At 61.5% G+C, this 16736-nt stretch carries 12 protein-coding genes; all 12 read left to right on the forward strand.

The window, feature by feature from the left end:
- The first annotated feature begins 26 nt into the window (after window positions 1–26).
- The 12 genes from rseP (at window position 27) to pyrG (ending at window position 16732) form a co-directional block, all read left to right on the forward strand.
- Window positions 27–1379: a sigma E protease regulator RseP gene (gene rseP, locus AC3WK8_RS05435; protein WP_085596150.1), complete on the forward strand. Its 1353-nt coding sequence runs from the start codon at window positions 27–29 to the stop codon at window positions 1377–1379.
- Between the two features lie 74 nt (window positions 1380–1453).
- Window positions 1454–3844, forward strand: coding sequence for an outer membrane protein assembly factor BamA (gene bamA / locus AC3WK8_RS05440; RefSeq protein ID WP_103324133.1), 2391 nt, complete (start codon window positions 1454–1456; stop codon window positions 3842–3844).
- 45 nt (window positions 3845–3889) lie between these two features.
- Window positions 3890–4393: an OmpH/Skp family outer membrane protein gene (locus AC3WK8_RS05445; RefSeq protein WP_031320985.1), complete on the forward strand. Its 504-nt coding sequence runs from the start codon at window positions 3890–3892 to the stop codon at window positions 4391–4393.
- Window positions 4394–4396: 3 nt separating this feature from the next.
- The gene (gene lpxD, locus AC3WK8_RS05450; protein ID WP_103324134.1) at window positions 4397–5452 is read left to right on the forward strand and encodes a UDP-3-O-(3-hydroxymyristoyl)glucosamine N-acyltransferase; all 1056 of its coding nucleotides are present in this window, start codon (window positions 4397–4399) and stop codon (window positions 5450–5452) included.
- A 113-nt stretch (window positions 5453–5565) separates the two neighbouring features.
- Complete coding sequence (fabZ, locus tag AC3WK8_RS05455) at window positions 5566–6006, forward strand: 3-hydroxyacyl-ACP dehydratase FabZ (RefSeq protein ID WP_007924058.1); 441 nt, start codon at window positions 5566–5568, stop codon at window positions 6004–6006.
- A complete protein-coding gene (lpxA, locus tag AC3WK8_RS05460; RefSeq protein ID WP_103324135.1) occupies window positions 6003–6779 on the forward strand; it encodes an acyl-ACP--UDP-N-acetylglucosamine O-acyltransferase in 777 nt (258 codons plus the stop codon). The genes fabZ and lpxA overlap by 4 nt, the downstream gene beginning before the upstream one ends.
- Window positions 6780–6781: 2 nt before the next feature.
- Window positions 6782–7912, forward strand: coding sequence for a lipid-A-disaccharide synthase (lpxB, locus tag AC3WK8_RS05465; protein WP_103324136.1), 1131 nt, complete (start codon window positions 6782–6784; stop codon window positions 7910–7912).
- Window positions 7909–8556: a ribonuclease HII gene (rnhB, locus tag AC3WK8_RS05470; RefSeq protein WP_177409104.1), complete on the forward strand. Its 648-nt coding sequence runs from the start codon at window positions 7909–7911 to the stop codon at window positions 8554–8556. Before lpxB ends, rnhB begins: the two co-directional genes overlap by 4 nt.
- Window positions 8557–8763: 207 nt before the next feature.
- A complete protein-coding gene (dnaE, locus tag AC3WK8_RS05475) occupies window positions 8764–12291 on the forward strand; it encodes a DNA polymerase III subunit alpha (protein ID WP_103324137.1) in 3528 nt (1175 codons plus the stop codon).
- Between the two features lie 138 nt (window positions 12292–12429).
- Window positions 12430–13377, forward strand: a complete 948-nt coding sequence (locus AC3WK8_RS05480) for an acetyl-CoA carboxylase carboxyltransferase subunit alpha (RefSeq protein ID WP_022642588.1) — start codon at window positions 12430–12432, stop codon at window positions 13375–13377.
- A 132-nt stretch (window positions 13378–13509) separates the two neighbouring features.
- Window positions 13510–14826, forward strand: a complete 1317-nt coding sequence (gene tilS / locus AC3WK8_RS05485; RefSeq protein WP_103324200.1) for a tRNA lysidine(34) synthetase TilS — start codon at window positions 13510–13512, stop codon at window positions 14824–14826.
- Between the two features lie 274 nt (window positions 14827–15100).
- Complete coding sequence (gene pyrG, locus AC3WK8_RS05490) at window positions 15101–16732, forward strand: CTP synthase (protein WP_031320990.1); 1632 nt, start codon at window positions 15101–15103, stop codon at window positions 16730–16732.
- Window positions 16733–16736: the final 4 nt, after the last annotated feature.

A 16736-nucleotide genomic window follows, 5' to 3' on the forward strand; every position in this document is an offset into this window, starting at 1 on the left:
GGCGAATAGGATTGCGGAGAAAGTAGATGAGCGCGCTCTATATGATTGTCGGCACCCTGGTAGCCCTGGGCGTGCTGGTCACCTTTCACGAATTCGGTCATTTCTGGGTCGCCCGCCGCTGTGGCGTCAAGGTGCTGCGCTTCTCGGTGGGTTTCGGCATGCCCCTGGTGCGTTGGCATGATCGCCATGGCACCGAGTTCGTGATCGCCGCCATTCCCCTGGGCGGTTACGTGAAGATGCTCGACGAGCGCGAAGGCGAGGTGGCGCTTGCGGAGCTCGATCAATCCTTCAATCGCAAGTCCGTTCGTCAGCGTATTGCCATCGTCGCGGCGGGCCCGATTGCCAACTTCCTGCTGGCCCTGGTGTTTTTCTGGGCCCTGGCGATGCTGGGCAGTCAGCAGGTGCGACCGGTCATCGGTGAAATCGAGGCCGGTAGCATCGCCGCCAAGGCCGGACTGAGCTCGGGTCAGGAAATCATCGCCATCGACGGCGAGCCGACCACTGGCTGGGCAGCGGTGAACCTGCAGTTGGTGCGCCGCCTTGGTGAAAGCGGCACATTGCAACTGCTGGTTCGTGAGCAGGGCGCCACGGTCGATTCGCCACGCCAGTTGGTGCTGGATAAATGGCTCAAGGGCGCCGATGAGCCCGATCCTATTCGTTCCCTGGGTATCCGCCCCTGGCGCCCGGCCTTGCCTGCGGTGCTGGCTGAACTCGATCCGAAAGGTCCAGCCCAGGCTGGCGGCCTGAAAACCGGTGATCGCTTGCTGGCTCTCGATGGCCAGGCGGTCGATGACTGGCAGCAGGTGGTCGACTGGGTGCGTGTGCATCCTGCGGCCAGGATCGTCCTGCACGTCGAGCGTGATGGCGCCCGAATCGAGGTTCCCGTGACCCTGGCCAGTCGAGGTGACAGCAAGGCCCCGAGCGGTTACCTGGGGGCCGGTGTGAAGGCCGTCGACTGGCCGCCGCAGATGTTGCGCGAAGTCAGTTATGGCCCGCTGGAGGCGATTGGCGAAGGCGCCCGGCGCACTTGGACGATGAGCGTCCTGACCCTTGAATCACTGAAGAAAATGTTGTTCGGCGAGCTCTCGGTAAAAAACTTGAGCGGACCGATAACCATTGCTAAAGTGGCGGGCGCTTCTGCCCAGTCGGGCATTGCCGATTTCTTGAATTTCCTTGCTTATCTGAGTATTAGCCTGGGGGTTCTGAATTTGTTGCCCATCCCGGTACTGGATGGGGGGCATTTGTTGTTTTATCTGATCGAGTGGGTGCGTGGTCGCCCCTTGTCGGATCGGGTGCAAGGTTGGGGGATACAGATCGGTATCAGCTTGGTGGTCGGAGTCATGCTGCTTGCTCTGGTCAACGATCTGGGTCGTCTGTAACGCTTCGCTGAATTGCGAATCTGCCGCATTTTGCGGCAGTTTGTTTATTGCCAGTTGGAATAAGAAAGGACTTCATGAAACGTCTGCTGCTAACTGCGGTTCTCTCCGTATTGATGATCGCCGAAGTTCACGCCGAGTCCTTCACTATCTCCGATATTCGCGTCAACGGCCTCCAGCGCGTTTCCGCGGGTAGCGTCTTTGGTGCCTTGCCGTTGAACGTCGGCGAGCAGGCGGACGACCGTCGCCTGGTGGAATCCACTCGTGCGCTGTTCAAAACCGGTTTCTTTCAAGACATCCAGCTGGGGCGCGATGGCAACGTCCTGGTCATCACGGTAGTCGAGCGGCCTTCGGTTGCCAGCATCGAGATCGAAGGCAACAAGGCGATCTCCACCGACGACCTGATGAAGGGCCTCAAGCAGTCCGGTCTGGCCGAAGGCGAAATCTTCCAGCGTGCGACCCTCGAAGGGGTGCGTAACGAACTGCAACGTCAATATGTTGCTCAGGGTCGTTACTCGGCCACCGTCGAGACCGAAGTGGTTCCGCAGCCGCGTAACCGTGTCGGCCTGAAGGTGAAGATCAACGAAGGTACCGTCGCGGCCATCCAGCACATCAACGTAGTAGGCAATACGGTCTTCCCCGACGACGACCTGATCGGCCTGTTCGAGCTCAAGACCACCAACTGGCTGTCGTTCTTCAAGAACGATGACAAGTACGCCCGTGAAAAACTCTCCGGTGACCTGGAGCGCCTGCGTTCCTACTACCTGGACCGCGGCTATATCAACATGGATATCGCTTCGACCCAGGTGTCCATCACTCCGGACAAGAAACACGTCTATATCACCGTCAACATCAATGAAGGCGAGAAGTACAGCGTTCGTGACGTCAAGCTCAGCGGCGACCTGAAGGTACCTGAAGACCAGGTCAAGGCATTGCTGCTCGTGGAGAAGGGCCAGGTGTTCTCGCGCAAGCTGATGACCACCACTTCCGAGCTGATAACCCGTCGCCTGGGTAACGATGGCTATACCTTCGCCAACGTCAACGGCGTGCCACAACCCCACGATGACGACCACACCGTCGACATTACCTTCGTGGTGGATCCGGGCAAGCGCGCCTACGTCAACCGCATCAACTTCCGTGGCAACACCAAGTCCGAAGACGAAGTACTACGTCGCGAGATGCGCCAGATGGAAGGCGGCTGGGCTTCGACCTACCTCATCGACCAGTCCAAGACTCGCCTCGAGCGCCTGGGCTTCTTCAAGGAAGTCAACGTCGAGACTCCGGCCGTGCCGGGTGTCGATGACCAGGTCGACGTCAACTACGCCGTGGAAGAGCAGGCTTCGGGTTCGATTACCGCCAGCGTTGGTTTCGCCCAGAGTGCGGGCCTGATCCTCGGTGGTTCGATTACCCAGAACAACTTCCTGGGTACCGGTAACAAGGTCAGCATCGGCCTGACCCGAAGCGAGTACCAGAGCCGCTACAACTTCGGCTACGTGGACCCCTACTGGACCGCCGATGGCGTGAGCCTGGGCTACAACGCTTTCTATCGCACCACTGACTACAAGGACCTCGATGTCGATGTAGCCAGCTATGCGGTGGATAGCCTGGGTGCCGGCGTCAGCGTGGGCTACCCGATCAGCGAGACTTCGCGCTTGACCTTCGGCCTGACGGCCCAGCAGGACAAGATCAAGACCGGTCGCTACACCGTCGACGAAATCTTCGACTTCGTGAACAAGCAGGGCAAGAGCTACCTGAACTTCAAGGCCTCTGCCGGCTGGTCCGAGTCGACCCTGAACAAAGGTGTATTGGCGACCCGCGGTCACTCGCAAAGCCTGGTTCTGGAAACCACTACCCCGGGTAGCGACCTGTCCTTCTTCAAGCTCGACTACCGTGGCCAGTTGTTCACGCCGCTGACCGACAACTACACCATGCGTTTCCATACCGAGCTGGGTTATGGCGATGGCTTTGGCGATACCAAGGGCTTGCCGTTCTACGAGAACTACTATGCCGGTGGTTTCAACTCGGTTCGTGGTTTCAAGGACAGCACCCTGGGCCCACGCAGTACGCCTAGCCGTGGCGTGGGTGTGACCGGTAACGCTGGCACAGACAAAGACCCGGATCAGGATCCGCTGCCGTTCGGCGGTAACGTGTTGATCCAGGGCGGTGCGGAGTTGCTGTTCCCTCTGCCATTCGTCAAGGACCAGCGTTCCCTGCGCACTTCCCTGTTCTGGGATGTGGGTAACGTCTTCAACTCTCGTTGCGAAAGGACGTCCAACACCATCGCGGCGTCGAACGTCAAGCCCGAGTGCAACGATGTCAGCTTCAGCAACCTGGCCAGTTCGGTGGGTGTAGGTGTGACATGGGTAACTGCTCTGGGTCCATTGAGCTTCGCCCTGGCGATGCCGATCAAGAAACCGGATGACGCTGAAACCCAGGTGTTCCAATTCTCTCTCGGCCAGACTTTCTAACCGTCTGGCCCAAGACAACGACAATGGATTTTGTAGGAGTGCATCGTGCGTAAGTTGACTCAATTGGTTCTCCTGGCCTCCGTTCTGGTCGCGAGCCCGGCATTTGCCGAAATGAAAATCGCCGTCCTGAACTATCAGATGGCTCTGCTGGAGTCGGACGCGGCCAAGAAGTACGCCGTGGACGCCGAGAAAAAGTTCGGCCCGCAGCTGAACAAGCTCAAGACCCTGGAAAGCAGCGCCAAGGGTATCCAGGACCGCCTGGTTGCCGGTGGCGACAAGATGCAGCAAGGCGAGCGTGAGCGTCTGGAGCTCGAGTTCAAGCAGAAAGCTCGCGACTTCCAGTTCCAGTCCAAGGAGCTGAACGAAGCCAAGGCCGTGGCCGATCGCGAAATGCTCAAGCAGCTCAAGCCCAAGCTGGATGGCGCAGTTGAAGAAGTCATCAAGAAAGGCGGTTTCGACCTGGTCTTCGAGCGTGGCGCAGTGATCGATGTCAAGCCTCAGTACGACATCACGCGCCAGGTTATCGAGCGCATGAATCAGCTGAAGTAAGCCATGACCGCAATTATGAAACTCGGCCAGTTGGCCGAGTTCCTCGGCGCCACCTTGCGTGGCGACGCGGAGAAGGAAATCACTGGGCTGGCCACCTTGCAGGAGGCTGGCCCAACTCAGTTGAGCTTTTTGGCAAATCCCCAATATCGCAAGTACCTGGTCGATAGTCAGGCTGGCGCGGTGTTGTTGAAAGCCGCCGAAGCCGAAGCCTATGCCGGTGACGCACTGGTAGTGGCCGACCCTTACCTATCCTATGCCCGTGTTTCCCACTTCTTCGATCCCAAGCCCAAGGCGCCGGCCGGTATCCATCCGTCCGCGGTAATCGCCGATGATGCCCAGGTCGACCCAACGGCCAGTATCGGCGCCTTTGCCGTGATCGAAAGCGGAGCCCGGATCGACGCCGGCGTAACCGTTGGCGCCCATTGCGTCATCGGTGCCCGTAGCGTGGTGGGCGAGGGTGGCTGGTTGGCACCACGGGTGACCCTGTACCACGATGTGCGCATCGGCAAACGCGTGGTGATCCAGTCGGGTGCGGTGCTGGGCGGCGAAGGTTTCGGTTTCGCCAATTCGAAGGGTATCTGGAACAAGATTGCCCAGGTGGGCGGCGTGACCATCGGCGATGATGTGGAGATCGGTGTCAACACGGCCATCGACCGTGGTGCCCTGGCCGACACCATCATCGGCAACGGTGTGAAGCTCGACAACCAGATCCAGATCGCCCACAACGTCCAGGTCGGTGATCACACCGCGATGGCCGCTTGCGTGGGGATCTCCGGCAGCACCAAGATCGGCAAGCACTGCATGCTCGCCGGCGGTGTCGGCCTGGTGGGGCATATCGAGATTTGTGACAACGTTTTCCTCACCGGGATGACCATGGTGACCCACTCGATCACAGAGCCGGGCGCCTACTCTTCCGGTACTGCCATGCAACCGGCTGCCGAGTGGCGCAAAAGCGCGGCCCGCATCCGCCAGCTCGATGATCTCGCGCGGCGTTTGCGCCAGTTGGAAAAGCGCGTTGGGGACGTGACCCCCGGCGACAATGCTTCATCAGATGGCTGATACCATTTCCACATCAAGTGTGCACAGCCGCTAGACTGCCTGCTTCCTTGATTTGCTAGAGGGGCGTGCGTTGACCGCATGCTCCCAATCTTTACTACAGGCTTCCCCCCGAAATGATGGACATCAACGAGATTCGCGAATACTTGCCTCACCGTTACCCTTTCCTGCTAGTGGATCGGGTGGTGGATCTGGATGTCGAGGGCAAGTGCATTCGTGCCTACAAGAATGTCAGCATCAACGAGCCGTTCTTCAATGGCCACTTCCCTGCGCATCCGATCATGCCAGGCGTGCTGATCATCGAAGCCATGGCCCAGGCTGCGGGCATTCTGGGTTTCAAGATGCTCGACGTGAAGCCTGCCGACGGCACCCTCTACTACTTCGTCGGCTCCGACAAGCTGCGCTTCCGCCAGCCGGTGCTGCCGGGCGACCAACTGATCCTTGAAGCCAAGTTCATCAGTTGCAAGCGCCAGATCTGGAAGTTCGAGTGCCAGGCATCGGTCGACGGCAAGCCAGTGTGCTCCGCCGAGATCATCTGCGCGGAACGCAAACTATGAGTTTGATTGACCCTCGCGCAATCATCGATCCGACGGCCGTCCTGGCCGACGACGTTGAGGTTGGCCCGTGGTCGATCGTCGGCGCTGGTGTGGAAATCGGCGAGGGTACAGTGATCGGGCCCCATGTGATCCTCAAGGGCCCGACCCGGATCGGCAAGCACAACCGCATCTACCAGTTTTCCTCGGTAGGCGAAGACACGCCCGATCTGAAATACAAGGGTGAAGAAACCCGCCTGGTAATCGGTGATCACAATGTGATCCGCGAAGGCGTGACCATTCACCGTGGCACCATCCAGGACCGTTGCGAGACCACCCTGGGCGACCATAACCTGATCATGGCCTATGCCCATATCGGCCACGACAGTGTGATCGGCAACCATTGCATCCTGGTCAACAACACCGCGTTGGCCGGCCACGTGCATGTGGATGACTGGGCGATTCTTTCCGGTTTCACCCTGGTGCATCAGTACTGCCACATCGGTGCCCACAGTTTTTCCGGCATGGGTACCGCCATCGGCAAGGACGTCCCGGCGTTCGTCACCGTGTTCGGCAACCCTGCCGAAGCTCGTAGCATGAACTTCGAAGGCATGCGCCGTCGTGGTTTCAGCGATGATTCGATCCACGCCCTGCGCCGAGCCTACAAGGTGGTCTATCGCCAGGGGCTGACGGTAGACCAGGCCCTGGCCGAATTGGCCGAAGCCGCCGAGCAGTATCCTGAAGTCGCACTGTTTCGCGACTCGATCCAGTCTTCGACCCGCGGCATCACCCGCTAATCATGAACACTCTGCGTATTGCGCTGGTGGCTGGCGAAGCCTCCGGCGACATTCTTGGCGCCGGTCTGATGCGCGCCCTCAAGGCCCAGCATCCGGCGGTGGAGTTCATCGGTGTCGGTGGGCCATTGATGGAGGCTGAGGGCCTGGTCTCCTACTTTCCCATGGAGCGCCTGGCGGTCATGGGGCTGGTCGAGGTTCTCGGGCGCCTGCGTGAGCTGCTGGCCCGACGCAAGAAGCTGGTGCAGACCCTGATCGCCGAAAAGCCGGATGTATTCATCGGTATCGATGCCCCGGACTTCACCCTGAATATCGAGCTCAAGTTGCGCCAGGCCGGGATCAAGACCGTGCACTACGTCAGTCCATCGGTATGGGCCTGGCGCCAGAGGCGTGTGCTGAAGATCCGCGAAGGCTGCGACCTGATGCTGACCCTGTTTCCTTTCGAAGCCAGGTTCTACGAGGAAAAGGGCGTTCCGGTGAAGTTCGTCGGCCACTCCCTGGCCGATGCCATCCCCTTGCAAGCTGATCGAGCAGCGGCTCGCGCCGAGCTCGGTTTGCCCGAGGGCCCGCTGGTGGCGCTGATGCCTGGCAGTCGTGGCGGCGAAGTAGGACGCCTGGGCGGCCTGTTCCTGGATGCCGCCCAGTGCTTGCGGGCCATGCGCCCGGGTGTGCGTTTCATCCTGCCTTGCGCCAATGCGCAGCGGCGAGCCCAGGTGGAAGAGCTGCTGGCCGGTCGCGACCTGCCGCTGACCTTGCTCGATGGCCAGTCGCATAAAGCACTGGCGGCCTGCGACGCGGTATTGATCGCCTCGGGTACGGCGACCCTGGAAGCCCTGTTGTACAAGCGGCCAATGGTGGTGGCCTACCGCCTGGCGCCGCTGACGTTCTGGATTCTCAAGCGCATGGTCAAGAGTCCGTATATTTCCCTGCCCAACCTGTTGGCCCAGCGCTTGCTGGTGCCCGAGTTGCTGCAGGATGCCGCGACTGCCGAGGCCCTGGCCAAGACCCTGTCGCCGCTGATCGAGGGTGGCGAGGAGCAGACCAGCGGTTTCGACCAGATCCATCGCACCTTGCGTCGCGACGCATCCAACCAGGCCGCTCAGGCGGTGCTGGAACTGATAGGTAAAGCCCAATGAGCAACTCCAAGAAGCAGATGGGCCTGGACTTCACCCTGGTGGCCGATGCTGGCGACCTGGTGGCGGGTGTTGACGAGGTCGGCCGTGGCCCCTTGTGCGGTGCGGTGGTCACCGCTGCGGTGATTCTCGATCCGAACCGGCCGATCCTCGGCCTGAACGATTCCAAGAAACTCACCGAGGCCCGTCGCGAACAGCTGTTCGACGAGATCTGCGAGAAGGCCCTGAGCTGGTGCATCGCCCGGGCGGAAGTCCAGGAGATCGACGAGCTGAACATCTTGCACGCCACCATGCTGGCCATGCAGCGGGCGGTGGAAGGCTTGAGCGTGACCCCGAGGCTGGCGATGATCGATGGTAACCGCTGCCCCAAGCTGGCGGTGCCGGCCGAAGCGGTGGTCAAGGGTGATAGCAAGGTTCCGGCGATCGCCGCGGCGTCGATCCTGGCCAAGGTCAGCCGCGACCGCGAGATGGCCGCCTTCGAGCTCATCTATCCCGGTTACGGTATCGGCGGGCACAAGGGGTATCCGACTCCAGTCCACCTGGAAGCCCTGGCGCGCCTGGGCCCGACCCCGATCCACCGGCGCTCTTTCGCGCCGGTACGCCTGGCCTATGAAGCGCGTGAAGCGCTGGGCCTGGTTCAGTCTTGAGGCTGATGTTTTAACCAAGGCCCGGTACAATCCGGCTGCTTTAAAGCTCCACGAACGACGGCAATGGCCTGCCGACAGTGGCGATGAACCACTAACGATGGTCGCCGCGCGCAGGCCTTGGCTGCCTTGCGCTGTAACGCCGAGTTCGAGTCTTTAAATCGCCCGATGTCCGGGCCTCGTTGTTTTCGCGCTATTTACAGGATCACTATGCCGGCTTCATTCGTTCACCTGCGCCTGCACACTGAATTTTCCCTGGTCGACGGTCTGGTGCGGATCAAACCGCTGGTCAAGGCCCTGACCGGCATGGGCATGCCGGCGGTAGCGGTTACCGACCAGAGCAACATGTGCTCCCTGGTCAAGTTCTACAAGACCAGCATGGGCGCCGGGATCAAGCCGATCTGCGGTGCCGACCTGTGGCTGGCGAACAAGGACGATGCGGACGGTCCCCTGAGTCGCATCAGCCTGCTGGCGATGAATGCCGTGGGCTATCGCAACCTCACCGAGCTGATCTCCCGTGGCTTTACCGAAGGCCAGCGCAACGGGCTGACCATCATCGAGCGCGATTGGGTGGTGCAGGCTGCCGAAGGCCTGATCATGCTCTCGGCGGCCAAGGAGGGGGAGATCGGCATGGCCCTGGTGGCGGGCGATCTTGCGCTGGCCGAGGCCCTGGCCCTGGAGTGGATGGGAGTGTTCCCGGATCGCTTCTACCTGGAAGTCCAGCGTACCAATCGCCCCAACGACGAAGAGCAACTGCATGGTGCGGTGGCCCTGGCCGACAAGGTCGGTGCGCCGTTGGTGGCGACCAACGATGTGCGCTTCATCAAGCAGGACGACTTCGAGGCCCACGAGACTCGGGTTTGCATCGGCGAAGGCCGCGCCCTGGACGATCCGCGCCGCTCGAAGAACTACAGCGACCAGCAGTACCTCAAGAGTGCCCAGGAGATGGCCGAGCTGTTCAGCGACCTGCCCGAGGCGCTGGAAAACACCGTGGAGATTGCCAAGCGCTGCAATATCACGGTGCAGTTGGGCAAGTACTTCCTCCCTGACTTCCCGACGCCCAACGGCATGGGTATCGATGATTACCTGCGCCATGTGTCCCATGAGGGGCTGGAGGAGCGCCTGGCGGTGCTCTGGCCCAAGGACACCACGCCCAACTATGAAGAGAAGCGCCAGGTCTACCTGGATCGCCTGAAGTTCGAGCTGGATATCATCATCCAGATGGGCTTCCCCGGTTACTTCCTGATCGTTATGGACTTCATCAAGTGGGCCAAGAACAACGGCGTCCCCGTCGGTCCGGGCCGGGGGTCGGGTGCCGGTTCCCTGGTGGCCTATGTGCTGAAGATCACCGACCTCGATCCGCTGGCCTATGACCTGCTGTTCGAACGTTTCCTCAACCCCGAACGTATTTCCATGCCCGACTTCGACGTCGACTTCTGCATGGACGGTCGTGACCGGGTGATCGACTACGTGGCCGAGGCCTACGGGCGTAACGCGGTAAGCCAGATCATCACCTTCGGTACCATGGCCGCCAAGGCGGTGGTGCGCGACGTGGCGCGGGTGCAAGGCAAGTCCTACGGCCTGGCCGACCGCCTGTCGAAGATGATCCCCTTCGAGGTCGGCATGACCCTGGAGAAGGCCTACGAGCAGGAGGAGATGCTGCGCGACTTCCTCAAGACCGATGAGGATGGCCGCGAAATCTGGGACATGGCCTTGAAGCTCGAAGGGGTCACTCGCGGCACTGGCAAGCACGCCGGTGGCGTGGTGATCGCGCCGACCAAGCTCACCGACTTCTCGCCGATCGCCTGTGACGAAGAGGGCGGCGGCCTGGTGACCCAGTTCGACAAGGACGATGTCGAGGCGGCGGGCCTGGTGAAGTTCGACTTCCTGGGCCTGCGGACCCTGACCATCATCAAGTGGGCGATGGAGACCATCAACCGCGAGCAGGCCAAGAACAACCTGCCCGACGTCAACATCGACTTCATCCCGCTGGATGACAAGAAAACCTACGAGCTGTTGCAGAAGGCCGAGACCACGGCCGTGTTCCAGCTCGAATCCCGCGGCATGAAGGAGCTGATCAAGAAGCTCAAGCCCGACTGCCTGGAAGACCTCATCGCACTGGTGGCGCTGTTCCGCCCGGGCCCGCTGCAATCGGGCATGGTGGACGACTTCATCAACCGCAAGCACGGCCGTGCCGAGCTGGCGTATCCGCACTCGGACTATCAGTACGAAGGCCTCAAGCCTGTGCTGGCGCCGACCTACGGCATCATCCTGTACCAGGAACAGGTGATGCAGATCGCCCAGGTCATGGCCGGCTACACCCTGGGTGGTGCGGACATGCTGCGCCGGGCCATGGGTAAGAAGAAACCCGAGGAGATGGCCAAGCAGCGCGGTGGTTTCATCGAGGGTTGCGTTGCCAACAATATCGAAGCGGACCTGGCCGGTAACATCTTCGACCTGGTGGAAAAGTTCGCCGGTTACGGCTTCAACAAATCCCACTCGGCGGCCTATGGGCTAGTGTCCTACCAGACCGCCTGGCTCAAGACCCACTACCCGGCGCCTTTCATGGCTGCGGTACTGTCGGCGGATATGCACAACACCGACAAGGTGGTGGTGCTGATCGAGGAAGTACGCAGCATGAAGCTGCGCCTCGATGCGCCGGACGTGAACAGCTCCGACTTCAAGTTCACGGTCAACGACGATGGCCGCATCGTCTATGGCCTGGGGGCGATCAAGGGCGTGGGCGAAGGCCCGGTGGAAGCGATCGTCGAGGCCCGGGCCGAAGGCGGCCCGTTCAAGGACCTGTTCGACTTCTGCAGCCGGGTCGACCTCAAGCGCATCAACAAGCGCACCCTGGATGCGCTGATCCGCAGTGGCGCCCTGGACCGCCTGGGGCCTTACTTCCATGACGAGCTCAAGGCCTACCAGGCCAATATCGACCGCAACCGCGCCGTATTGCTGTCGGCCCTGGAAGAGGCGATCAAGGCGGCCGAACAGACCGCCCGGACCGCCGATAGCGGCCACGCCGACCTGTTCGGCGGGTTGTTCGTCGAGGAGGATGCGGACGTCTATGGCAACCACCGCAAGGCTCGTGAACTGACGCTCAAGGAACGCCTGCGGGGCGAGAAGGACACCCTGGGCCTGTACCTGACCGGCCACCCCATCGATGAGTACGAGGGCGAGATTCGTCGTTTCGCCCGCCAGCGCATCATCGATCTGAAGCCGGCGCGCGACACCCAGACCGTGGCCGGGATGATCATTGCCCTGCGGGTGATGAAGAACAAGAAGGGCGACAAGATGGGTTTCATCACCCTCGACGACCGCTCCGGGCGGATCGAGGCCTCGTTGTTCGCCGACTCTTTCATGGCTGCCCAGGCCCTGCTGCAGACCGACGCCATGGTGGTGGTGGAGGGCGAGGTCAGCAACGATGACTTCTCCGGCGGCCTGCGCCTGCGGGTCAAGCGAGTGATGAGCATGGAGGATGCGCGGACCAACCTGGCCGAAAGCCTGCGCTTGAAAGTCCACAGCGATGCGCTCAAGGGCGATCAGCTACGCTGGCTGGGCGATCTGCTCAAGCGCCACCGCGGCGCGTGCCCGATTTCCATGGAGTACAGTCGCGACGATGCCAAGACCCTGCTGCAGTTTGGCGAGGCCTGGCGCATCGATCCGGCGGACAGCTTGATTCAGGCCCTGCGTGACCAGTTCGGCAAAGACAACGTCTTCCTGCAATACCGTTGACGGTCAGGCGCCAGCATTACGCCTTGTCGTCACTTGATCTTTACTATCGACCTCATCGCGCCCGTCCCTTAAGGTAGGGCGCGAACAGACAACCGGCCGGCCCCAGCTTTCCTGGATGTCGAGCCCAGACGGACGCCTATGAACCCGAATTTTCTTGATTTCGAACAGCCGATCGCCGACCTGCAAGCCAAGATCGAAGAGTTGCGCTTGGTCGGTAATGACAATTCGCTGAATATCGGCGATGAGATCTCCCGCCTGCAGGACAAGAGCAAGACCTTGACCGAGGATATCTTCGGCAAGCTCACCAGCTGGCAGATCGCTCGTCTGGCGCGTCACCCGCGTCGTCCTTACACCCTGGACTACATCCAGCACATCTTCACCGAGTTCGACGAGCTGCATGGCGATCGCCACTTCTCCGATGACGCGGCGATCGTGGGCGGCGTCGCTCGTCTGGATGAGCAACCTGTGATGATCATCGGCCACCAGAAGGGCCGCGAAGTGCGCGAGAAGGTTCGCCGCAACTTCGGCATGCCGCGTCCGGAAGGTTACCGCAAGGCCTGCCGCCTGATGGAAATGGCCGAACGCTTCAAGATGCCGATCCTGACCTTCATCGACACCCCGGGCGCCTACCCGGGCATCGACGCCGAAGAGCGCAACCAGAGCGAAGCCATTGCCTGGAACCTGCGGGTCATGGCACGCCTGAAGACCCCGATCATCGCCACCGTGATCGGTGAGGGTGGTTCGGGCGGCGCCCTGGCCATTGGCGTGTGCGACCAGCTGAACATGCTGCAGTACTCCACCTATGCGGTGATCTCGCCGGAAGGTTGCGCCTCGATCCTGTGGAAAACCGCGGAAAAGGCCGCCGACGCCGCCGAAGCCATGGGTATCACCGCCGAGCGCCTCAAGGGCCTGGGGATCGTCGACAAAGTCATCGCCGAGCCGCTGGGCGGCGCCCACCGCGATCCGGCCGCCGCTTCCGCGCTGATTCGTGCCGAGCTCAGCTCGCAACTGGCGATGCTCAAGGAAATGGATAACGACACCCTGCTGGCCCGTCGTTATGACCGCCTGATGAGCTACGGTCTCTGACCGCCCGCCGCTCCGGCTTACCGGAGCAGGCTTGCTCGCGAACCTGGCGCCGTCGATCGTTCCGATCACGGCGTCTTGTTCATTCTGGGGCAACCGCAAGGCCAGCTGATCGCTGCTGCAGGTCCTGAACGCATGACTCCTCTCGCCGACTCTTTGCTGCAAATCCTGGCTCCCTGGCGCCAGGCCAGCGCGTGGCGCGTGGCCTTCTCCGGGGGGCTGGACTCCACCGTCCTGCTGCACCTGCTTGCCAATCTGGCGCGCCAGCATTGCCTCCCGGCGCTTTCGGCGATTCACGTCCATCATGGCCTGCAACAGGCGGCGGATGCCTGGCCGCAGTACTGTCAGCAAGTCTGCGATGCCCTGGGCGTGCCGCTGCAGGTAGCCAGGGTCCAGGTGCCGGCTGGCGCCAGCCTCGAACGCGCCGCCCGGGATGCGCGCTACAGCATCTTCGAGCAGTCGCTGGCGAGCGACGAGCTGTTGCTGCTGGCCCATCATCGTGACGACCAGGCGGAAACCCTGCTGTTTCGCCTATTGCGCGGTGCCGGGGTGCGGGGTTTGGCGGCGATGCCCCAGTGCCGTCCCCTGGGGCGTGGGCATTTGCTACGACCCTTGCTTGAGGTGCCTCGCGCCGAGCTGGAACGTTATGCCGCCGAGCATCGGCTGGACTGGGTCGATGACCCTTCCAATAGCGATCACCACTATTCGCGTAATTACCTGCGACACCAGGTCATGCCGGTGTTGCAGTCGCGCTGGCCCCAGGCCGCGGCCAGTATCGCTCGCAGTGCCGCGCATCTTGGTGAGGCCCAGGGCTTGCTCGGCGAGCTGGCTTCGATGGATCTGCGCGCCGCCGAACAGGACCGGAACCCGCCCTGGCTGCCCTTGCCAACCCTGGCCTTGGCGCCCCTGCGAGAGTTATCCGCTGCGCGCCAGCGCAACGCCCTCAGCCATTGGTTGGCCAGGTTCACTCGCTTGCCGGACACCGATCACTGGGCGGGTTGGGAAAACCTGCGCGATGCCAAGGATGCAGCCCTGCCGATCTGGCGCCTGGCCGATGGCGAGCTGCATCGTAGGGGGGCGCACCTGTGGTGGTTGTCCGGAGCCTGGCTGCGGCCGGTCGGGCAGGGAGCTGAGTGGCATGATCCGCAGCAACCGCTGTGCTTGCCGGATAACGGCCATGTGGCTTTCAGCGGCTCGGTGCCCGATGGCCCGCTGAGCATCCGATATCGTCTTGGCGGCGAGGTGATGCACCTGGTCGATCGCGGCCATCGCGATCTCAAGCGGCTGTTGAACGAGGCCGGGGTGCCGGCTTTCGTCCGTGGCAGATTGCCGCTGCTATATCGCCAGGAACAACTGTTGGCCGTGGCGAACCTGCCAATGGCCGGCACAAACGCCCGGGGCGCCTGGCAATTGCATTGGCGACCACCGACCAGCGATCAAGGTTTGAGCTGAAAGGGGCTTTCCGGTAGACTACGCTCCCTTCTTGATACAACTTCTGTGGATTCGCCTGAATTGCAGGAGTTGCCGATTACCAAGCAGTCTTTGCTGGGCGATTCCAAAAAATGTGTAGCGAGCAACGTACCGGTGTTTTTGCATCCGGTCTGTCACAACGCGGCGGTTTTTTTGAAACATGCACTGTGATTAATGCAGGTGATCGGGGGCTTCGGCCTTCCTTCGCTTTCCCCGGCGGCACTGACCGCTTTAACGCAGACTTCTAGGGTTTTTCATGACGCGCTACATATTCGTCACGGGCGGTGTTGTTTCTTCATTGGGGAAAGGCATTGCCTCGGCTTCATTGGCGGCCATCCTGGAGGCGCGGGGGCTCAAGGTCACCATGCTCAAGCTGGACCCGTACATCAACGTCGACCCGGGCACCATGAGCCCGTTCCAGCACGGTGAAGTATTCGTCACCCATGATGGCGCCGAGACCGACCTGGACCTGGGCCACTACGAGCGGTTCATCCGCACGACCATGACCCAGAACAACAACTTCACCACCGGTCGTGTCTACGAGCACGTGCTGCGCAAAGAGCGCCGTGGTGACTACCTGGGTGCCACCATCCAGGTGATCCCGCACATCACCGACGAAATCAAGCGCCGTATCATCAAGGGCGCCGGCGATGCCGACGTGGCCCTGGTCGAAATCGGCGGCACCGTGGGTGACATCGAGTCGCAACCGTTCCTCGAGGCCATTCGCCAACTGCGCGTCGAAGTCGGCTCCAAGCGGGCGATGCTGATGCACCTGACCCTGGTTCCTTACATCGCCACCGCTGGCGAGACCAAGACCAAGCCGACCCAGCACTCGGTGAAGGAACTGCGCTCCATCGGCCTGCAGCCTGACGTGCTGATCTGCCGTTCCGACCATCCGGTGGACGCCTCGTCGCGTCGCAAGATCGCCCTGTTCACCAACGTTGAAGAGCGTGCGGTGATCTCCCTGGAAGACGTCGACACCATCTACAAGATCCCGGGTGTGCTGCATGCCCAGGGCCTGGACGATTTCGTCGTCGAGCGCTTCGGCCTGCAGTGCAGCAGCGCCGACCTGTCCGAGTGGGACAAGGTCGTGGACGCCAAGCTGAACCCCGAGAAAGAAGTCACCATCGCCATGGTCGGCAAATACATGGAGCTGCTGGACGCGTACAAGTCGCTGATCGAAGCGATGAGCCACGCCGGCATCCAGAACCGTACCAAGGTCAACCTGCGCTACATCGACTCCGAAGACATCGAGAACCAGGGCACCGGCCTGCTGGAAGGCGCCGACGCCATTTTGGTTCCAGGCGGTTTCGGCCTGCGCGGTGTGGAAGGCAAGATCACCGCGGTGCAATACGCCCGTGAGAACAAGGTCCCGTACCTGGGTATCTGCCTTGGCATGCAAGTGGCGGTCATCGAGTTCGCTCGTAACGTCATGGGCTGGAAAGACGCCAACTCCACCGAGTTCGATCGCACCAGCGGCCATCCGGTCGTGGGCCTGATCACCGAGTGGGCCGATTCCACCGGCGCGGTCGAGACTCGTACCGAAGCTTCGGACCTGGGCGGTACCATGCGCCTGGGCGCCCAGGATTGCCAGATCGTCGCGGGCTCCAAGGTCCACGACTGCTACGGCAGCGACGTGATCACCGAGCGTCACCGTCATCGCTACGAAGTGAACAACAACCTGCTGCCGCAACTGATGGAGGCCGGCCTGCTGGTGTCCGGTCGTTCCGAAGACGGCGCGCTGGTGGAAGTGGTCGAGAGCCAGGATCATCCATGGTTCGTGGCTTGCCAGTTCCACCCCGAGTTCACCTCCACTCCACGTGACGGTCACCCGCTGTTCAGCGGTTTCGTCAAGGCGGCACTGGCTCAACACCAGAAGAAGGCGTGAACCT

It is taken from the genome of Pseudomonas sp. FW507-12TSA (assembly GCF_058781435.1).